This window comes from Arthrobacter sp. SW1, from assembly GCF_001766675.1.
In the GTDB taxonomy this organism is placed as follows: Bacteria; Actinomycetota; Actinomycetes; order Actinomycetales; family Micrococcaceae; genus Arthrobacter.
The window spans coordinates 83600-97763 of record NZ_MJLT01000045.1; the positions used below are offsets into that span (position 1 = coordinate 83600).

General features: G+C 66.9%; 17 protein-coding genes. 11 read left to right on the top strand and 6 right to left on the bottom strand.

The window, feature by feature from the left end; genetic code table 11:
* Nucleotides 1–213 precede the first annotated feature (213 nt).
* Nucleotides 214–780, bottom strand: coding sequence for an MOSC domain-containing protein (locus BIU82_RS13795; protein ID WP_070350033.1), 567 nt, complete (start codon nucleotides 778–780; stop codon nucleotides 214–216).
* Between the two features lie 82 nt (nucleotides 781–862).
* On the opposite strand from BIU82_RS13795, the gene BIU82_RS13800 reads away from it, so the two are divergent.
* The 3 genes from BIU82_RS13800 (at nucleotide 863) to BIU82_RS13810 (ending at nucleotide 2401) form a co-directional block, all read left to right on the top strand.
* On the top strand, nucleotides 863–1222 hold the full coding sequence (locus BIU82_RS13800; RefSeq protein WP_070350034.1) for a metalloregulator ArsR/SmtB family transcription factor: 360 nt from the start codon (nucleotides 863–865) through the stop codon (nucleotides 1220–1222).
* Nucleotides 1219–1716: an SRPBCC domain-containing protein gene (locus tag BIU82_RS13805; RefSeq protein ID WP_070350035.1), complete on the top strand. Its 498-nt coding sequence runs from the start codon at nucleotides 1219–1221 to the stop codon at nucleotides 1714–1716. The genes BIU82_RS13800 and BIU82_RS13805 overlap by 4 nt, the downstream gene beginning before the upstream one ends.
* Nucleotides 1717–1795: 79 nt before the next feature.
* On the top strand, nucleotides 1796–2401 hold the full coding sequence (locus BIU82_RS13810) for a DUF1992 domain-containing protein (RefSeq protein ID WP_070350036.1): 606 nt from the start codon (nucleotides 1796–1798) through the stop codon (nucleotides 2399–2401).
* Here the strand turns inward: BIU82_RS13810 and BIU82_RS13815 are convergent.
* Nucleotides 2398–3726, bottom strand: a complete 1329-nt coding sequence (locus tag BIU82_RS13815; protein ID WP_070350037.1) for an MFS transporter — start codon at nucleotides 3724–3726, stop codon at nucleotides 2398–2400. The two genes, BIU82_RS13810 and BIU82_RS13815, sit on opposite strands and share 4 nt — an antisense overlap.
* 283 nt (nucleotides 3727–4009) lie before the next feature.
* Between BIU82_RS13815 and BIU82_RS13820 the strand changes: the two genes are divergently transcribed.
* The 3 genes from BIU82_RS13820 to BIU82_RS13830 all read left to right on the top strand — a co-directional run bounded on the left by BIU82_RS13820 (nucleotide 4010) and on the right by BIU82_RS13830 (nucleotide 7035).
* Entirely contained in the window at nucleotides 4010–4330 is a 321-nt protein-coding gene (locus BIU82_RS13820) for a hypothetical protein (protein WP_216099026.1), read from the top strand.
* Between the two features lie 120 nt (nucleotides 4331–4450).
* Nucleotides 4451–6364, top strand: coding sequence for a histidine kinase (locus tag BIU82_RS13825; RefSeq protein WP_253182786.1), 1914 nt, complete (start codon nucleotides 4451–4453; stop codon nucleotides 6362–6364).
* The gene (locus BIU82_RS13830) at nucleotides 6361–7035 is read left to right on the top strand and encodes a response regulator transcription factor (RefSeq protein WP_070350040.1); all 675 of its coding nucleotides are present in this window, start codon (nucleotides 6361–6363) and stop codon (nucleotides 7033–7035) included. Before BIU82_RS13825 ends, BIU82_RS13830 begins: the two co-directional genes overlap by 4 nt.
* A gap of 68 nt (nucleotides 7036–7103) precedes the next feature.
* Here BIU82_RS13830 and BIU82_RS13835 read toward each other — a convergent pair whose 3' ends face one another.
* Nucleotides 7104–7583: a hypothetical protein gene (locus BIU82_RS13835; protein ID WP_070350041.1), complete on the bottom strand. Its 480-nt coding sequence runs from the start codon at nucleotides 7581–7583 to the stop codon at nucleotides 7104–7106.
* A 427-nt stretch (nucleotides 7584–8010) separates the two neighbouring features.
* Between BIU82_RS13835 and aqpZ the strand changes: the two genes are divergently transcribed.
* Nucleotides 8011–8787, top strand: coding sequence for an aquaporin Z (gene aqpZ, locus BIU82_RS13840; protein WP_070350042.1), 777 nt, complete (start codon nucleotides 8011–8013; stop codon nucleotides 8785–8787).
* A gap of 17 nt (nucleotides 8788–8804) precedes the next feature.
* On the opposite strand, the gene BIU82_RS13845 is transcribed toward aqpZ, so the two are convergent.
* Complete coding sequence (locus BIU82_RS13845) at nucleotides 8805–9653, bottom strand: pentapeptide repeat-containing protein (protein WP_253182787.1); 849 nt, start codon at nucleotides 9651–9653, stop codon at nucleotides 8805–8807.
* A gap of 68 nt (nucleotides 9654–9721) precedes the next feature.
* Between BIU82_RS13845 and BIU82_RS19730 the strand changes: the two genes are divergently transcribed.
* Entirely contained in the window at nucleotides 9722–9937 is a 216-nt protein-coding gene (locus BIU82_RS19730) for a hypothetical protein (RefSeq protein ID WP_139146619.1), read from the top strand.
* Here BIU82_RS19730 and BIU82_RS13850 read toward each other — a convergent pair.
* Complete coding sequence (locus tag BIU82_RS13850; protein ID WP_070350044.1) at nucleotides 9915–11402, bottom strand: ATP-binding protein; 1488 nt, start codon at nucleotides 11400–11402, stop codon at nucleotides 9915–9917. The genes BIU82_RS19730 and BIU82_RS13850 overlap by 23 nt on opposite strands.
* 73 nt (nucleotides 11403–11475) lie before the next feature.
* Here BIU82_RS13850 and BIU82_RS13855 point away from each other — a divergent pair, with 73 nt between their 5' ends.
* From BIU82_RS13855 to BIU82_RS20180, 3 genes are all read left to right on the top strand, one after another.
* Complete coding sequence (locus BIU82_RS13855) at nucleotides 11476–11784, top strand: MmcQ/YjbR family DNA-binding protein (protein WP_070350045.1); 309 nt, start codon at nucleotides 11476–11478, stop codon at nucleotides 11782–11784.
* Nucleotides 11785–11934: 150 nt separating this feature from the next.
* Complete coding sequence (locus BIU82_RS19375; protein WP_083292350.1) at nucleotides 11935–12564, top strand: excalibur calcium-binding domain-containing protein; 630 nt, start codon at nucleotides 11935–11937, stop codon at nucleotides 12562–12564.
* 125 nt (nucleotides 12565–12689) lie between these two features.
* Nucleotides 12690–13268, top strand: coding sequence for a hypothetical protein (locus BIU82_RS20180; RefSeq protein WP_253182788.1), 579 nt, complete (start codon nucleotides 12690–12692; stop codon nucleotides 13266–13268).
* 65 nt (nucleotides 13269–13333) lie between these two features.
* Here BIU82_RS20180 and BIU82_RS13865 read toward each other — a convergent pair whose 3' ends face one another.
* On the bottom strand, nucleotides 13334–14164 hold the full coding sequence (locus BIU82_RS13865) for a bifunctional allantoicase/(S)-ureidoglycine aminohydrolase (protein WP_070350046.1): 831 nt from the start codon (nucleotides 14162–14164) through the stop codon (nucleotides 13334–13336).

Here is a 14164-nt window from a genome sequence, read left to right on the forward strand (position 1 = left end):
CGGCCCTGCGCCAATGCAGAGCCGGATGGTCTGATCCATGAACGCCCCGTGCCTCCGGGCGGCTCTGCGAGCTCACCGGTTTGGCCTCGTTGCGTCCACCAGATGAAGGATTGGCCTGGAGCGGGTCCGGGCCAACTTTTCCATGGTGCACGGAGGGCGGCGGGCCGCTCAATCGACTGCGTCACATGGCGGGGTGATCCTGATCACAGCGCCTCACGGCAGCCGCGACGGCCGCAGCACCACAGCCTCGCCGGCCCGTGGCGGATCCAGCGGAACGGGGCTGATCAACACCGCCGGGCCGCGGTGCAGCGCGCCGTCGGAGAGCACCCGGCAGCGGACGCCGCCGCGCCCGCGCATTGCCTTATGGGCTCCGGGTGCCAGCATCCGGTCCATCCAAGCGCACGGATGGGCGGCCCGCCCGGCGTGCAGGCGGACCAGGCCGCCGCCGGACTCCAGGGCGAAGTCGTGGCCGAGCAGCGGCGCCAGCTCGGCGCCGCGCAGGAAAACGTTGCGCCGGGTCAGCAGCGGGTCCAGCGGACCGGCGCCGAGTTCCGCCGCGATCGCTTCGAGAGCCTCGACGGCGAAGAGCGTGACCGCCGCGTCCATGTGCGCCGCCTTGCCGAAGAAGCGGTCGGCCACGATTCCCTTGCCTGCCACCAGTTCCACGGCGTCAGCGTCCACGGCGGGAACATCGGCCGCGCCGTCGCGCGCCCGGCCGAAGTAGGCATGCTCCGGCGAAACCAGCAGGTGCAGCACGTCCACGTCGTAGCGGTAACTCATGCCATCAAATTATCCTCCGCCAAGTTTTTCTCCGTCCGCCAACCATTGACACCGTCTGCGCTCTGGAATAATCTACAACCAAATGGTTGTAGATTATTTGGACGAAGCCGGGATCGACCGCCTGTTCCAGGCGCTTGCGGATCCCACCCGCCGGGACATTGTTCGCCGGGTGACGCTGGGCGAGTACTCAGTGTCAGGCCTCGCCGCGTTGTACGCCATGAGCTTTGCCGCCGTCCAGAAACATGTGGCGGTACTGGAACGTGCCTCCCTGGTCAGCAAGGAGAAGCGCGGAAGGGAGCAGATTGTGCGGGGGAACCACGAAGGGCTGCAGAACGTCCGCCGGCTGCTTGAGGAATACGAGGAGATCTGGCGGCAACGCGCCGCCCAGATCGCAGACATCCTCGCCGAAGAACCAAAACACAACGGAAGGGTTCAGCAATGACTGTCATCAGTTCCACCACGAATCCCGAGGCACTCAGCCTGACGCTTGTCACGGAGTTCGATGCCGACGTCGAACGCGTCTGGCAGATCTGGGAAGATCCGCGCCAGCTGGAACGCTGGTGGGGCCCTCCCGGCTACCCGGCCACCTTCGAAAAGCACGAGTTCACGCCCGGCGGCGAGGCCGGCTACTACATGACCACGCCCGAAGGCGAGAAGCCCCGCGGCTGGTGGCGCTTCACGCGGATCGAGCGGCCGAACCGGCTTGAGCTCGAGGACGGCTTCGCGGACGAGAACGGTGAACCTGTCGAGAGCATCGGCTCCGGCCAGGTGATCGTCACGCTGGAGGACATCGGCGGCCGCACCCGGATGACCATCCAGAACAACTTCGCCTCCGAGGAGCAGATGACCACCATGCTCCAGATGGGCATGGAAGAAGGCATGAAGGAAGCGGCAGGGCAGATCGACGATCTGCTCGCCGAACACTCGCGCGCCTGACGCGCAAGGACAGCCGACGACGGCGGGAGCCTCCCGCCGTCGTCGGCTGCCGTTAAGCTCCCGGCAGTACGCTGTGGTTATGGACGGGGAGGCCGCCGAATCCGGTGCCAGGCGCCGGCTGGAACGGGCGGCGGAGCTGCGGGCTGCGCGCTCGTCCGGGAAGCTGACGCCGGAGGAAGCCGAGTGGCTCGCGGCGGAAGACGAGCTGCAGGAGAAGCGCCGGAAGATCGGCAGTGCCGCGCGCGCCGACTACCTGGTGCGGGACGCGATGGCCCAGGGCAAGTTCGACAACCTCAAGTACGCCGGCAAGCCGATTCCGGGCCTCGGCGAAAGCTACGATCCTGACTGGTGGATCAAAGGGCTCATCCAGCGGGAGCAACTCAGCGGCCTGGCTCCGGAGGCGATCCTGCTGCGTAGGGACGATGCGGAACTGGACGCCGTGCTGGACGGGCAGCCCACGGAGGACCGGGTCCGGGCTGTCCTCGAGGAATTCAACGCCCGCGTCATCAATGCGCGGCGGCAGCTGCAGGGCGGTCCGCCCGTTGTTACCAAAACCCGGGACATCGACGGCGAGCTGGAACGTTGGCATGCCCGGCGCGCCGCTGCGGCCGCCGAACGCACAACGCCGCCACCGGAGCCCCGAAGGCCCTGGTGGCGGCGCCGGCCACGCGAAGGCGGTGCCTAGCTCACCGGATTGCCGAGTTCACGCAGCGGAGTCTTGTGCGTCTCCCGTGCCCAGAGCGCACCGGCTACGGCCAGCACGGTGGAGGCCGCCACGATCCACGCTGCCGGGCCCCAGTTCGCCTTGTCGCCGCCGACCAGGGCGGTGCCCAGCAGGGGAGTGAAGCCGGCGCAGAGGATGCCGATCTGCAGGCCGATGGCCATGCCGGAGTAGCGGACTTTCACGTTGAACAGCTCCGAGAACCATGCGGGGTAGATGGCGTTGGACATCGAGTAGGTGCCGGCGGTGATCAGGGTGCTGGCCAGGAAGATCATGGGGATGTTGCCGGTGGAGATCACCGAGAAGTACACGAAGATCATGGCGCCGGAGCCGAGGACGCCGCCGATGAACACGGGGCGCCGGCCGAACTTGTCGGACAGGGCGGCGAAGAACGGCTGCGAGGCAATGGCGATCACGTTGCCCAGGATGCTCACCCACAGCATGGTGGACGCCGGAACGCCAACGGACACCGCATACGCCAGGCCGAAGGACTGCATGAAGGTGTTGGTGACCGTCTCGAAGGACATCAGAGCCACCTGGAAGAACTGTGCCGGGTGGGTGGCGAACATCTTGGCGAAAGGCAGCTTCACGAGCTCGCCGTGATCGTGCTTTTCCTCGAACACCTCCGGCTCATCCAGCGAACGGCGCACCAGGTAGGCCACCACCAGCACCACCAGGGAAAGCCAGAAGGGGATGCGCCAGCCCCAGGCCAGGCGTTCGGCCTCGCCCATCGCGGCGACCGGCAGGAATGCCAGCGAGGCAAGGACGATGCCGGCGGAGATGCCGCTCATGGCGAAGCTCGCGAAGAAGCCGCGCTTTCCTTCCGGGGCTTCCTCGGTGGAGAGCGCCGAGGCGCCCGCGGTTTCGGCGCCGGCGGACAGGCCCTGCAGGAGGCGGAGGACCACCAGCAGGGTGGGCGCCAGGTAGCCGGCGGCGGTGAAGTCCGGCAGGATGCCGATGGCGAACGTCGCCGTTCCCATCAGCGCCAGCGTGAGGACCAGGGTGTTCTTGCGGCCGATCTTGTCGCCGAGGTGGCCGAAGACGATTGCGCCGAAGGGCCGCGCCACGTAGGCCACGCCGAACGTGGCGAAGGAAGCGATCAAGGCAATGGTGGGGTCGCCGGCCGGGAAGAAGATCTTGGAGAAGACCAGGGACGCCGCCGTGGCGTAGATGAAGAAGTCGTAGTACTCCAGGGCGCCGCCAAGGAATGCCGCGAGGGCTGCTTTCCTGGCCCGCTTGAGCTGGCGCTCGTCGGCCGTGGTTGCCGGGCCGCTTGCGAGATTGGTCATTGGGGGTCCTTCCGCGCTGAAAGACGGTGGTGGATTCTTGGAAGATGTTCGTATTGCGAACGCATGTACGCGATGTGATCTGAAAAGAGAGTAGCGTACGGTGAGGTGGCTCACAAGATGCCGGCGTTCCGGTATGCCGTGGGCGTCACGGTTTCGCGCCTTCCGAAAGCGCTGTGGTTAGCTTCGTCACCTCTTCCCCGGAACGGTGAAAACGGGCCGTTCTCCCGCTGCATACTTGATCTGGTTGTTGTGAAATCCAGGCGTTGAAGATGGGGTTCGGCTGATGGAAAAACTGATGCGTGTGGTGCGCAGTGAATACTTTCCCGCAGGGCTTGTGCTCGGCGGAGTCTTGTTGTTCTGGACGGTGGGATTGCTCGGCGGGCTGAGCTGGCTCAGTGGCGGACAGTCGCCTTTGACCGTGCTCGCCTGGATGATCTTCATCTACGCCGCCGTAGTGCTTTCCCCGGTTGCGATCGCCCTGGCCGTGCTGGACATCAGCCGCCGTTACCGCGGCACGCACGACGCCGGAATCGCCGCGCCGCTCCTGAAGAACCTTGCGGACCTCCGCCGTGCGGTGACGGCGCGCCTGCAGCGCGAAGACTGACTGCAGCGCAAAGACTGAGCCGCCGCTTCCGGCGGGATAACCGGAAAATGCCGCTGGATTTCCTGTAGCCCGCCGCCCTCCGGCGTGGGAATCTTAAGCCGTGGCGGAGGGGGTTGCGCCGTGGCTGCTCAGCAGATGACTCCACGGCAGACGGCGCTGGTGTTGGGGGTGACCGCCGCCCTGGCGCTGCTGGTGGCGTTCGCCGTCGACTGGTCGCCCCTCGCCGTGCAGGACCCCGCCCGGACCCTTGGCCTCCTGAACGCCCAGGGCATTGTGCATCTCGGCGGCATCGCGGACCGGGCGCCGTTCACGGTTTTTGAGTTCGCCATGTTCCTGGCCGTCGGCCTGGGACTGGTTCTTTCCGGCGTGGCCGCGTGGCGCAGCCAGCCGAGCTGGCGGCCAGGTTTCCTGCTGGTCTTGGCGGGGTGGCTGTGGCTGGCGGCCGGCCTGCGCCGCTCCAGCGATCCGCTTGCCTTCACAGCCGGCGTCGCGCTCACGCTGATGTACCAGCCGCCATTGCTGCAACTGGCGCTGAGCTTCCCCACGGGCAAGCTGGCAAACCGTTTCCAGAAGGCAGCCGTGGGCTTCTTCTTTTCCCTTTGGCTGCTTGCTGCCGCCGCCAACTGGGCCTTCTTCGATCCGCGCCTCCATGTTGCGGCCGGCGAATCGAACTCGCGGAACCTGCTCCTGCTGTGGGACGATCCTGCGCTCACTACGGCGATCGGCAACGTGGCCCGGGTCGTGCAGGTCTGCGTAGGCCTGGCCATCGTGGTGGTCCTGGCGGTGCGCTGGCATTCCGGCACCCCGGCGTACCGGAGCGCGTTCCTGCCCCTGGGCTTCGCCTTGGTCCTCAAAACGGCGGCGACAGTCTGGGTGGCGGCCGCCGTCGTGCAGTTGTCCGGACCGCAGGTATCGGAAGCGCTGCTGTGGCAATACCCCGCGACGGCGGTGATCCCCTTGGCGGTGCTGCTGGGCTTGTGGCGGTACCGCTTTGCCCGCGGCTCCCTGGGGGAGCTGATGGTGGAGATCGGTGCCGCCCCGCTCAACGAACGCCTCACCGGCGCACTGCGGAAAACCGTCCGCGATCCCAGCCTTGAGTTGTGGCAATGGTCCGCTGCGGGTGCGGCTTTCGTCGACGGGCATGGCAGGGCCCGCGAACTCCCCGAAGAACACAGCGGCCGGGCCGCGATGGTCCTGGAACGCAACGGCGCCCCTGTGGGAGCGCTCGTGTTCGACCAGGCCCTGCGCGACCAGCCCCGGCTCCTCGACGCCGTCCGCAGCGCCACCTCGCTCACCCTCGAAAACCGCAGCATGGAGCAGCAACTGCGCGAACAGCTGGTCGAGGTCCGGCGCTCCCGCGAACGCATCGTCACCGCCGGCGACGCGCGGCGCCGCCAGCTGGAACGGGACCTGCACGACGGCGCCCAGCAGCGGCTCGTGGCCGTCACCATGGAACTCGCCCGGGCCAGGCGGCTGGTCCCCGACGGCGAAGCCCGGGAACTGATCACCCGTGCCGCGGTGGAACTCCACGAAGCCCTGCAGGAGCTCCGCGAACTTGCCCGCGGCGTGTACCCGCCGTCGCTGCGGGAACGCGGGCTGGCCGGCTCCCTGACCGCACTCGCCGAACGGACCACGGTGCCCGTGGATGTCGAGGTGAGGCTCGAGGCCCCGCTGCCGCCCGCCGTCGAACTCGCCGCCTATTTCATCTGCGCCGAAGCCGTGACCAACAGCGCGAAGTACGCGGCCGCCGGCATGGTCCGCGTGCGGGCCACCGGTACGGCCGGGGAGCTGACGGTGGTGGTCGCCGACGACGGCCGGGGCGGCGCCGTGCCCGGTCCCGACGGCGGCCTGATGGGGCTCGCGGACCGTGCGGCTGCGCTGGGCGGAACGTTCGACGTCGACAGCCCGCCGGGGCGGGGAACCACCGTTACGGCGGTGCTTCCGTTCGCCGCGGATGGCATTGCGGGTACGGCGCCTGAGGAAAGCGGCACGGTTGAAAGCGGCACAGTTGAAAGGGGTACGGTGCGGCCATGACATTGCGGGTGGCGATTGCGGATGACTCGGCCCTGCTGCGGAGGGGACTGGCCGCGCTGCTGGAAGCCGAGGGAATGGCCGTCGTGTGTGAGGCGGCCGATGCCGCGGAGCTCCTGGCCTGCGTGGACCGCGAACTCCCGGACGCCGCCGTGGTGGACATCCGCATGCCGCCGGCTTTCAGCACGGAGGGGATCGAGGCCGCCAAGGAAATCAGGCGCAGGCATCCCGACATCGGCGTGCTGTTGCTGTCCCAGTACGTGGAGACCGAGAACGCGATGTCCCTGTTCGGCGGGAATCCTGATGGTGCGCGCGGCCTCGGCTACCTGCTGAAGGAACGGGTTTCGGACATTGACGAGTTCATTGATGCCCTGCGGCGCGTGGCTGCCGGCGGGACCGCCGTCGATCCGGACCTGGTGGCCCGCATGGTGTCGCGGCCGCAGGGCGGCAGGAACATGGGCGAGGAGCTGAGCAGCCGCGAACGGGACGTCCTGGAGCTCATGGCGGAGGGCCGGACCAACCAGGCGATCAGCCGCAGCCTGTTCCTGGGCGAACGGACGGTGGAGGCCCATATCCGCAGCATCTTCCTGAAGTTCAACCTGCGGCCCGAGCCCGAGGACCACCGCAGGGTCCTGGCCGTACTCAGTTACCTGCGGGCAGGCGGCGGGCACTAGCCCATGCAGACACAGAAACGGCCCGGCACTGTGCTTGCCGGGCCGGTTTCTGTTGGGGGCGGTGGGGCTCAGTTCGAGATCGACAGTTGCGAGCTCGTGTGCCAGCCGGTCCAGCCGGACCAGACGCCGCCGCTGCCTACCTTGAAGCGGATCTTCTGGTAGACCTCCTCGTAGCCGATTTCGCCGTCCACCAGGGTCCGGTAGTTGTGGATGGTGGTGCTGGTGCCGGCGCTCAGGTACTTGCTGAAGTACGAGGTGCCCAGGTAGTCGTCACCGTTGGGCCAGGCGTCGGATTCCCAGCGTTCCTGCTGGATGTAGAGCGAGCGGCTTCCGGAGCAGCTGGCGGTGATGCGGTAGTCCAGGACCTTCACGCCGCTGCTGTTGAAGTGCGAGAAGACCGGCTTCAGCGGCTCCACCGTACAGGTGTAGGCGGTGTGTGCCTGGGCCGGAGCGCCGAGGGCGACGCCAGCGCCGGCGAGGGCAAGGGTTGCGGCGAGGACGGGGACGATCCGGGCACGGGTACGCCGGGACATGGTGTTGGTGCGCATTTCTCTCCTGAGGTGTGATGTTGACCGGACGGTGCGGGCGTGAACGGCGGTCCGCTGCCGGGCGTCTTTGCCCGGCTGTCCGGTGATCCGTGGAGCTCCCGCAACGCCTGCGGTTCCTCCTCGTGGTCCAGGGGTTCCTGGCCCGAAATCAATGGTGCTCCGGGTCCGCATGGCGCCGCTTCCGTGCTAGCACGTATTTAGTGCAGCGACTGGATAAATACCGGGCGACCTCTTTTCGTTTCGTTTCCCGCGGAGACCCCGTATTGCGAAGTGGTTAATTCTTGTGACAAATGCTGTCAATTTCTTGGAAATGCTGGATATGCTCCAGCCATAGCTGTCGGGCATGGGGGACTGCGGCTTGAATCCCTGGCCTGCCGGCGCAGCTCACGTCGGTCCTGACAACGGACCCAACATGAAAGGCGCACCAATGGCTAAGAATGACATCCAGACCGCTCCGCGCTCCGCAGCGCTCGACGGCGGCCCCTCACTTACCGCGAAGCTCGGCGCCGAAGCGCTGGGCACCTTCGTCCTCGTCTTCGGCGGCGTGGGAACGGCGTTGTTTGCCGCGAAATTCCCGGATGCCGCGAACCCGCTCGGCGTCGGCTTCCTGGGCGTGGCGCTCGCTTTCGGCCTCACGGTGGTGGCCGGGGCCTACGCCTTCGGACCCATCTCCGGCGGCCACTTCAACCCTGCCGTCACCATTGGTGCCGCAGTGGCGGGACGCCTTCCCGCGAAGGACATCGGCCCGTACATCGTCGCCCAGATCGTCGGTGGCGCGTTGGCCAGCAGCCTGCTTGCCGCGATCATCGCGGGCGGTCCGGACGGAGCCTTCGACGCCGCCCGTGCGGGTGGTTTCGCCTCCAACGGCTTCGGTGAGCACTCGCCCGGCGGATTCGGCCTCGTCTCGGCCCTGCTGATCGAGTTCATCCTGACCGCCGTGTTCCTCTTCGTCATCCTCGGTGCCACGGACGGCCGCGCCACTCCGGCGCTGGCCGGGCTCGCCATCGGCCTGACGCTGACCCTGATCCACCTCATCAGCATCCCTGTCACCAACACCTCGGTGAACCCGGCCCGGTCCATCGCGACGGCGATCTACGCCGAAGGCTGGGCGTTCGGCCAGCTGTGGGTCTTCATCGTGGCGCCGATTGCCGGCGCCGCCGTGGCAGGCGTGCTGCACAAGGCGGTCTTCGCCAGCAAGGGCTGACCGTTCCTCGCGGGACCTCAGTTCCGCGAGGAAAGCCAATGACGCGGAACTTCAAGCGACGCCGGCACTTTGGTGCCGGCGTCGCCTTTTGCTGCGTTCAGCTGAGGCTGCGTCAGGAAGAGGCTCGTCGACAGATCGGCTCCGCGGACGTCCGCATCGCGCAGGTCGGCGCCGATCATGTCGGCCAGGCGGAGGTCGGCGTCGCGCAGCTCCGCTGCGATCAGCCAGGCTCCCCGGAGGTTCGCGCCCCGCAAGTCCGTCCCCTTGAGCCTGGCACCCATGAGATCCGCCCCGCCGAGTTCCGCGCCCTGTTTGCCGTTGCGGCGGCCGCCCGTGTGCGGGGCGCGTGCCAGGGCGCTCGCCTCCAGCAGGAGGGTGTTGACACGCCCGCGGTGCGCATCGACGTCGAGCTCCAGGAGCGCCTCGGCGGGGCTGAGCGTGAGCCGGAGGGTGGAGTCGACGGCGGACCGGAGTTTTGTGCGCAGCCCGGCTCCCGCCGGGGCCGCGACGGCGGGGAAGCCAAGCGCTCCGTTGACGTACCAGAGCAGTTCGTGGAGCTGGCGCATGACCCCGAAGGTGCTGAACATGGTTCCGGCGGTCTCCGGAGCGTCCCGCCAGCTTGTTCCCCCGAAGGTGTGACGGGAGATTTTCTGGCCTGCGCCGAAGCACTCGAAAACGGTGCAGCCTTTCCAGCCGTCGGTGCGCAGCCGCTTGTGGATACCGCAACGGAAATCGTCCTGAAGGTTCCGGCAGGGCGTTCCGCCGTCCTTGTTTCGGGCGAAATCCGTGGACGCCTGGAAGGGGAGGGCAACACAGCACAGGCCAAAACAACTGCCGCAATCGGCTTTCAAGACATCCGGATCCACCCGAACAATCTACCGGGGTTGCGGATCCGCTCTGGCAGTTCCCCGTGCACAGGAGAACAATTGATGGCATGGCGAGCTATTCAGCTCTCGAGAAAGCGTCAAGCAAACATCCCCACGACTGGGGCCGAGCCGTGGCCACGGCGATGACCCGTTTGGTGGAGGCCGCCCGGCTGGACGGCCGCACCTTCGAGAACGAGTTCCTTTTTGGCGAGGAACTCCAACTCTGCATCGAAGAAGACGAGAACGGCGCCACCATCCGGCTCAGCTGGGCTCCCGCGGACTAATCCCACCGCCTCCCTCGACGCGCTCCGCGTGGCCGGCCACGAAGCCGAAGTCCACACCGCCGTGGGCGGCAGCTCCGCCGTCGGGATGCTGTCCGTTGCTGCCCAGCAGGCTGCGGGTGAGGGCCTCCCCGTCGGCCATCAGTTGTCCCACGGCGCCCGCAAGATGAGCGTCCGACGGTGCCTCCCCGGCGAGTGCCGCGGTGACCACCGCGCGGCGCACCAGTTCCTTGGTGAACGACGCCGTGGTGCCGGCGGCGCGGGCGGCCGCCGCTTTGACCGATCCGGCGGAGAAGCCGAGTCCTTTCGAGTACAGCTGCAGTAGCCGCTCGCGCTCCTCTTCGGACGGCAAGGGAATTTCGACGGCGAGGTCCACCCGGCCGGGCCGCTGCGCGAGCGCCCGCTCCAGCATGTCCACCCGGTTGGTGGTGAGGACAAAGGCGACGTCGGCATCGCTGTCCAGGCCGTCCATCGCGTCCAGCACTTCGAAGAGCAAAGGCTTGGGGCCGTGTCCGTAGCTGCGGTCCTCGGCGATCAGGTCGCAGTCCTCCAGGACCACGATCGACGGCGCCAAAGCCCGCGCGATGCCGGCCGCTTCCGAAATCCGGGCGAGGGTGCCGCCCGAGAGGAGGACCGCCGTCGTTCCTTCGCTCTGGCTCAGCAGGTACCGGACGGTGTGCGTCTTGCCGGTGCCGGGCGGACCGTACAGCAGGAGGCCCCGCTTGAGGTGCTGGCCGTGTTCCTGGAGGACCGCCGACTGGCGGGCGATGCCGAGCGCATGGTCCTCCACCCGGTCCAGCAGCCCCTCCGGAAGGATCACGTCCTGCCGGTCCAGCCCCGGGCGGCGGACGAAGGTTACCCCGCCCATGTGCGGGCCGTAATCGCCCATGGTGAGGGCAATGACCTGGCCCTTGAAGACGCTGGTGTGTTCGAGGCCGGCCCGGATTTCGGCGAGGAGCGCGGTGGTGGCCGCGGGCCCGGGGGAGATGAGTTCGAGGGTTGCCATGTGCCGGCCGTACTGCGGATTGGCCTCGCGCTGCAGGACCGCGCAAGGTACGCCGTCATAGCTGAAGAGCCGTAGCCCGGAAGCGAGTACCTGCCGCTGTTCATCGGGCCCGACGGCGAGGTTGCTGTAGTCCGGCTGGGCCAGGGGAAACCCTTGGAACATCCGTGAGTGCTGGAGCATGTCGCTGAAAGAAGAGTGGTTGCGCTGGTTCCCGCCGCCGATCCCCAGCAGCCGATGCTCCGGATCCTTCGCCGCGACGGATTCCAGCAGGATGTCCAAGTCCACCAGCCGGTGCGATGGGAACTCCTCGGTCACGACCGGCAAGTCCACCGCTTCCCGGCCAAAATGCCCGTTCAGTGTTTCAAGAAGCTGGTTTCCGTTGGGAAGGTTTTCCCGCTCTTCCTGGGCCAAGCGTGCCAAAACGCCGAAGTCTTTGATGAATTTCCCCAAATTTTCATCCATGCACAGACCCTAGCCCATCCATGCGCCCCGGCAGGGCATTGCCGGGAATTCCGGGCGATGCCACAGTGGGCGCATGGCCAGCGAAAACGATGTCCGCAGGATCTGCCTGGAATTCGCCGGAGTGAGCGAAAGGTCAAGCTGGGGCCGGCCTGCATGGTTCGCGAAGACGTTGATGGCCCGGATGTGGGACGACGGCATTCTTACCGTGAAAAGCGAAGAACGCGAAGCACTCGCGGCGATGGAGCCTGATACGTATTTCTGGACCCCGCATCATGACCGTTCCCCGCAGCTCCTGCTCGTCCGGCTGGAGCGGATCGACGCCGTCGAACTCAAGGAATTGCTGGAGGAGTCGTACCGGTTAGCGGGCGGGGCGGAGGCGTAAAAGTTTTTCTGAACTGGAAAGTTTTCCGGACCGGCAAGAATTCATGACGGGCTTGGGGGGATCATTTCTCCATCGCTTCGAATTTTCCCGGGAATGGCTATAACATGCCCCTTGTGGATTTGACTTGAATCTACAAGTTCTTTCGTACTCATGGGGGCAAAAGTGAGTCAACTTTTCGTGCCGGAAACAGACCCGGCGCACCAAGTAATTTCCGGAGTTCCTCAGCGGACCCGTTCCGTCCGGAGTAATTTCGCAGTCATCGCTGCAGGCGCAGCACTTCTCTTCGGACTGGCAGCGTGCGGATCACCCGGTCCCCGCGACCGCAGCACCGCGGATGAGCCGACGCCCGTGGTCTCCGCAAGCGAGGAACCGTCAGCGACGCCGAGTCCGTCAGCAACGACGGCCAGCGCCACGCCGACGCCGACTCCCACGCCGAAGGCCACCAAGCCGCCTGCTGTTCCGGGAGCCGCGGGCGCCGGAGCAGGCGCAGTGGTTGGCGGAAATGTACCGGCACCACTGGTCAAGGTGCCGGTCCAAAAGCCGCCTGCACCGGCTCCGAAGCCCGCGCCGCCGGCACCGAAGCCCGTGGCTCCCGCTCCGAAACCGGTGGCACCCGCGCCTGCGCCGCCTAAGCCGGCAGTTCCCGCTCCTGCGCCGCCAGCGGCCTACTTCTCCAGTTGCGCCGATGCCCGCGCAGCCGGCGCCGCGCCGCTATACGCAGGGCAGCCCGGCTACCGTGCCGGTTTGGACCGGGACAAGGACGGCGTCGCCTGCGAGTAAGGGTTCAGTCCTGACCGAAGTCGCCGTAGCGCTGCGGGGTCGCCGGAACATTGCGGCGACCAGCAGTGTTCCGGCGACTTCGTGCGTTAAAGCCTGCCCGACGGCGGCGCTGTTAGTCTGCGGGCATGGATTCTTTGGGGGACAACACTGAACCGGGCGAACCTCAGCAGCCCGGCGGGAAGCCGGGTGGCGGGCGCAAGGCGACGGCCGCCGTCGCACCTTTGCTCGCACCTTTGCTGGGACTGGCGGTGGTCATCTCAGGAGTGGTGACCGCCTGGGCAGGCAAGAAGCAGCCGTTCGATTTCGGCTTCGTGTCGCCGCTACCGGATTCCTTCAGCCTGTCCGGAGCCGCTTTCCTTGGTCCTTTGACGCAGGCCGGCTATGTGATCGCCCTGCTCGGACTGCTGCTCCTGGCGGTGTGGGCCGGACTCCGCAGAGGCGCCAAGGCACGGACGAATGTCATCTTGCTCCTGCTGGGGCTGGCCGTGGTGAGCGGCGGGCTGGTGACCGCGCAGATCGGGAGAAGCGAGCGGTTCTCGTTTGGCTGGTTCGCTTATGCACCGCTGTCCAACGAAACCTTCAGTTCCCAAAGCCTCCTCATCCTCGGCCCGGTGACGAAGGCAGGCTACCTGATCGCCGCCGTCGGGCTCTTGGTCCTGGCTTTCTGGGCAGGGCGCCGCCTTCGCCGTCCGGTACCAGCCTAAAACCCGCCACAACGACAAGGGCCGCCGGATCCACAAAGGATCCGGCGGCCCAAGAGCCTGAAAGCCTAGCCCGGCAGCGGTGCGCCGGTGAGCTTGATCTGGCGGTTCTGGTCCTTGTACAGCAGGTACCGGAAGCGGCCCGGGCCGCTGGCGTAGCAGGCCTGCGGGCAGAAGGCGCGCAGCCACATGTAGTCGCCGGCTTCCACCTCGACCCAGTCCTTGTTGAGCAGGTACATGGCCTTGCCTTCGAGGACGTAGAGGCCGTGCTCCATGACGTGGGTCTCCGGGAACGGAATCACGCCGCCCGGCTGGAAGGTGACGATGTTGACCTGCATGTCGTGGGCCAGGTCGTCCGAGGGCACGAAGCGCTGGGTGCTCCACACGCCGTCGGTGTCCGGCATCGCAACGCCTTCAACGTCCTTCTCGTTGGTGACGAAGGACTTGGCTTCGTAACCTTCAAGGCGGTCGTAGGCCTTGCGGATCCAGTGGAAGGTGGCGATGTCGTCCGAGGTGTTCTCGATGCCCCACTCGTCGCCGGCGGCCAGGTACGCGTAGCCGCCTTCTTCCATGATGTGCTTCTCGCCCTTGAGGTCCAGGTTCAGGGTGCCCTTGACCACGAAGATCACGCCTTCGACGCCGGACTCGAACTCCGCCTTCGGAGCGCCGCCGCCGGGGGCAACCTCAACGATCAGCTGCGAGAAGGTGGTGGCGAAGCCGGAGATCGGGCGGGCAATGATCCACGAACGGGTCTTCGTGAAGCCCGGCAGGAGGCTGGTGACGATGTCAGTCAGCACACCCTTCGGGATCACCGTGTAGGCCTCGGTGACGATCGCACGCTCGGTGGTGAGGTGGGTCTGCGGCGGCAGGCCGCCGGCGGGGTAGTAGTAGTCGCTCAT

Excerpts from the sequence above, each read along its gene's own strand:
- BIU82_RS13795 (WP_070350033.1), bottom strand. The coding sequence starts at position 780 with ATGAGTTACCGCTACGACGTGGACGTGCTGCACCTGCTGGTTTCGCCG.
- BIU82_RS13800 (WP_070350034.1), top strand. The coding sequence starts at position 863 with ATGGTTGTAGATTATTTGGACGAAGCCGGGATCGACCGCCTGTTCCAG.
- BIU82_RS13805 (WP_070350035.1), top strand. The coding sequence starts at position 1,219 with ATGACTGTCATCAGTTCCACCACGAATCCCGAGGCACTCAGCCTGACG.
- BIU82_RS13810 (WP_070350036.1), top strand. The coding sequence starts at position 1,796 with ATGGACGGGGAGGCCGCCGAATCCGGTGCCAGGCGCCGGCTGGAACGG.
- BIU82_RS13815 (WP_070350037.1), bottom strand. The coding sequence starts at position 3,726 with ATGACCAATCTCGCAAGCGGCCCGGCAACCACGGCCGACGAGCGCCAG.
- BIU82_RS13820 (WP_216099026.1), top strand. The coding sequence starts at position 4,010 with ATGGAAAAACTGATGCGTGTGGTGCGCAGTGAATACTTTCCCGCAGGG.
- BIU82_RS13830 (WP_070350040.1), top strand. The coding sequence starts at position 6,361 with ATGACATTGCGGGTGGCGATTGCGGATGACTCGGCCCTGCTGCGGAGG.
- BIU82_RS13835 (WP_070350041.1), bottom strand. The coding sequence starts at position 7,583 with ATGCGCACCAACACCATGTCCCGGCGTACCCGTGCCCGGATCGTCCCC.
- aqpZ (WP_070350042.1), top strand. The coding sequence starts at position 8,011 with ATGGCTAAGAATGACATCCAGACCGCTCCGCGCTCCGCAGCGCTCGAC.
- BIU82_RS19730 (WP_139146619.1), top strand. The coding sequence starts at position 9,722 with ATGGCGAGCTATTCAGCTCTCGAGAAAGCGTCAAGCAAACATCCCCAC.
- BIU82_RS13850 (WP_070350044.1), bottom strand. The coding sequence starts at position 11,402 with ATGGATGAAAATTTGGGGAAATTCATCAAAGACTTCGGCGTTTTGGCA.
- BIU82_RS13855 (WP_070350045.1), top strand. The coding sequence starts at position 11,476 with ATGGCCAGCGAAAACGATGTCCGCAGGATCTGCCTGGAATTCGCCGGA.
- BIU82_RS19375 (WP_083292350.1), top strand. The coding sequence starts at position 11,935 with ATGGGGGCAAAAGTGAGTCAACTTTTCGTGCCGGAAACAGACCCGGCG.
- BIU82_RS20180 (WP_253182788.1), top strand. The coding sequence starts at position 12,690 with ATGGATTCTTTGGGGGACAACACTGAACCGGGCGAACCTCAGCAGCCC.
- BIU82_RS13865 (WP_070350046.1), bottom strand. The coding sequence starts at position 14,164 with ATGAGCGACTACTACTACCCCGCCGGCGGCCTGCCGCCGCAGACCCAC.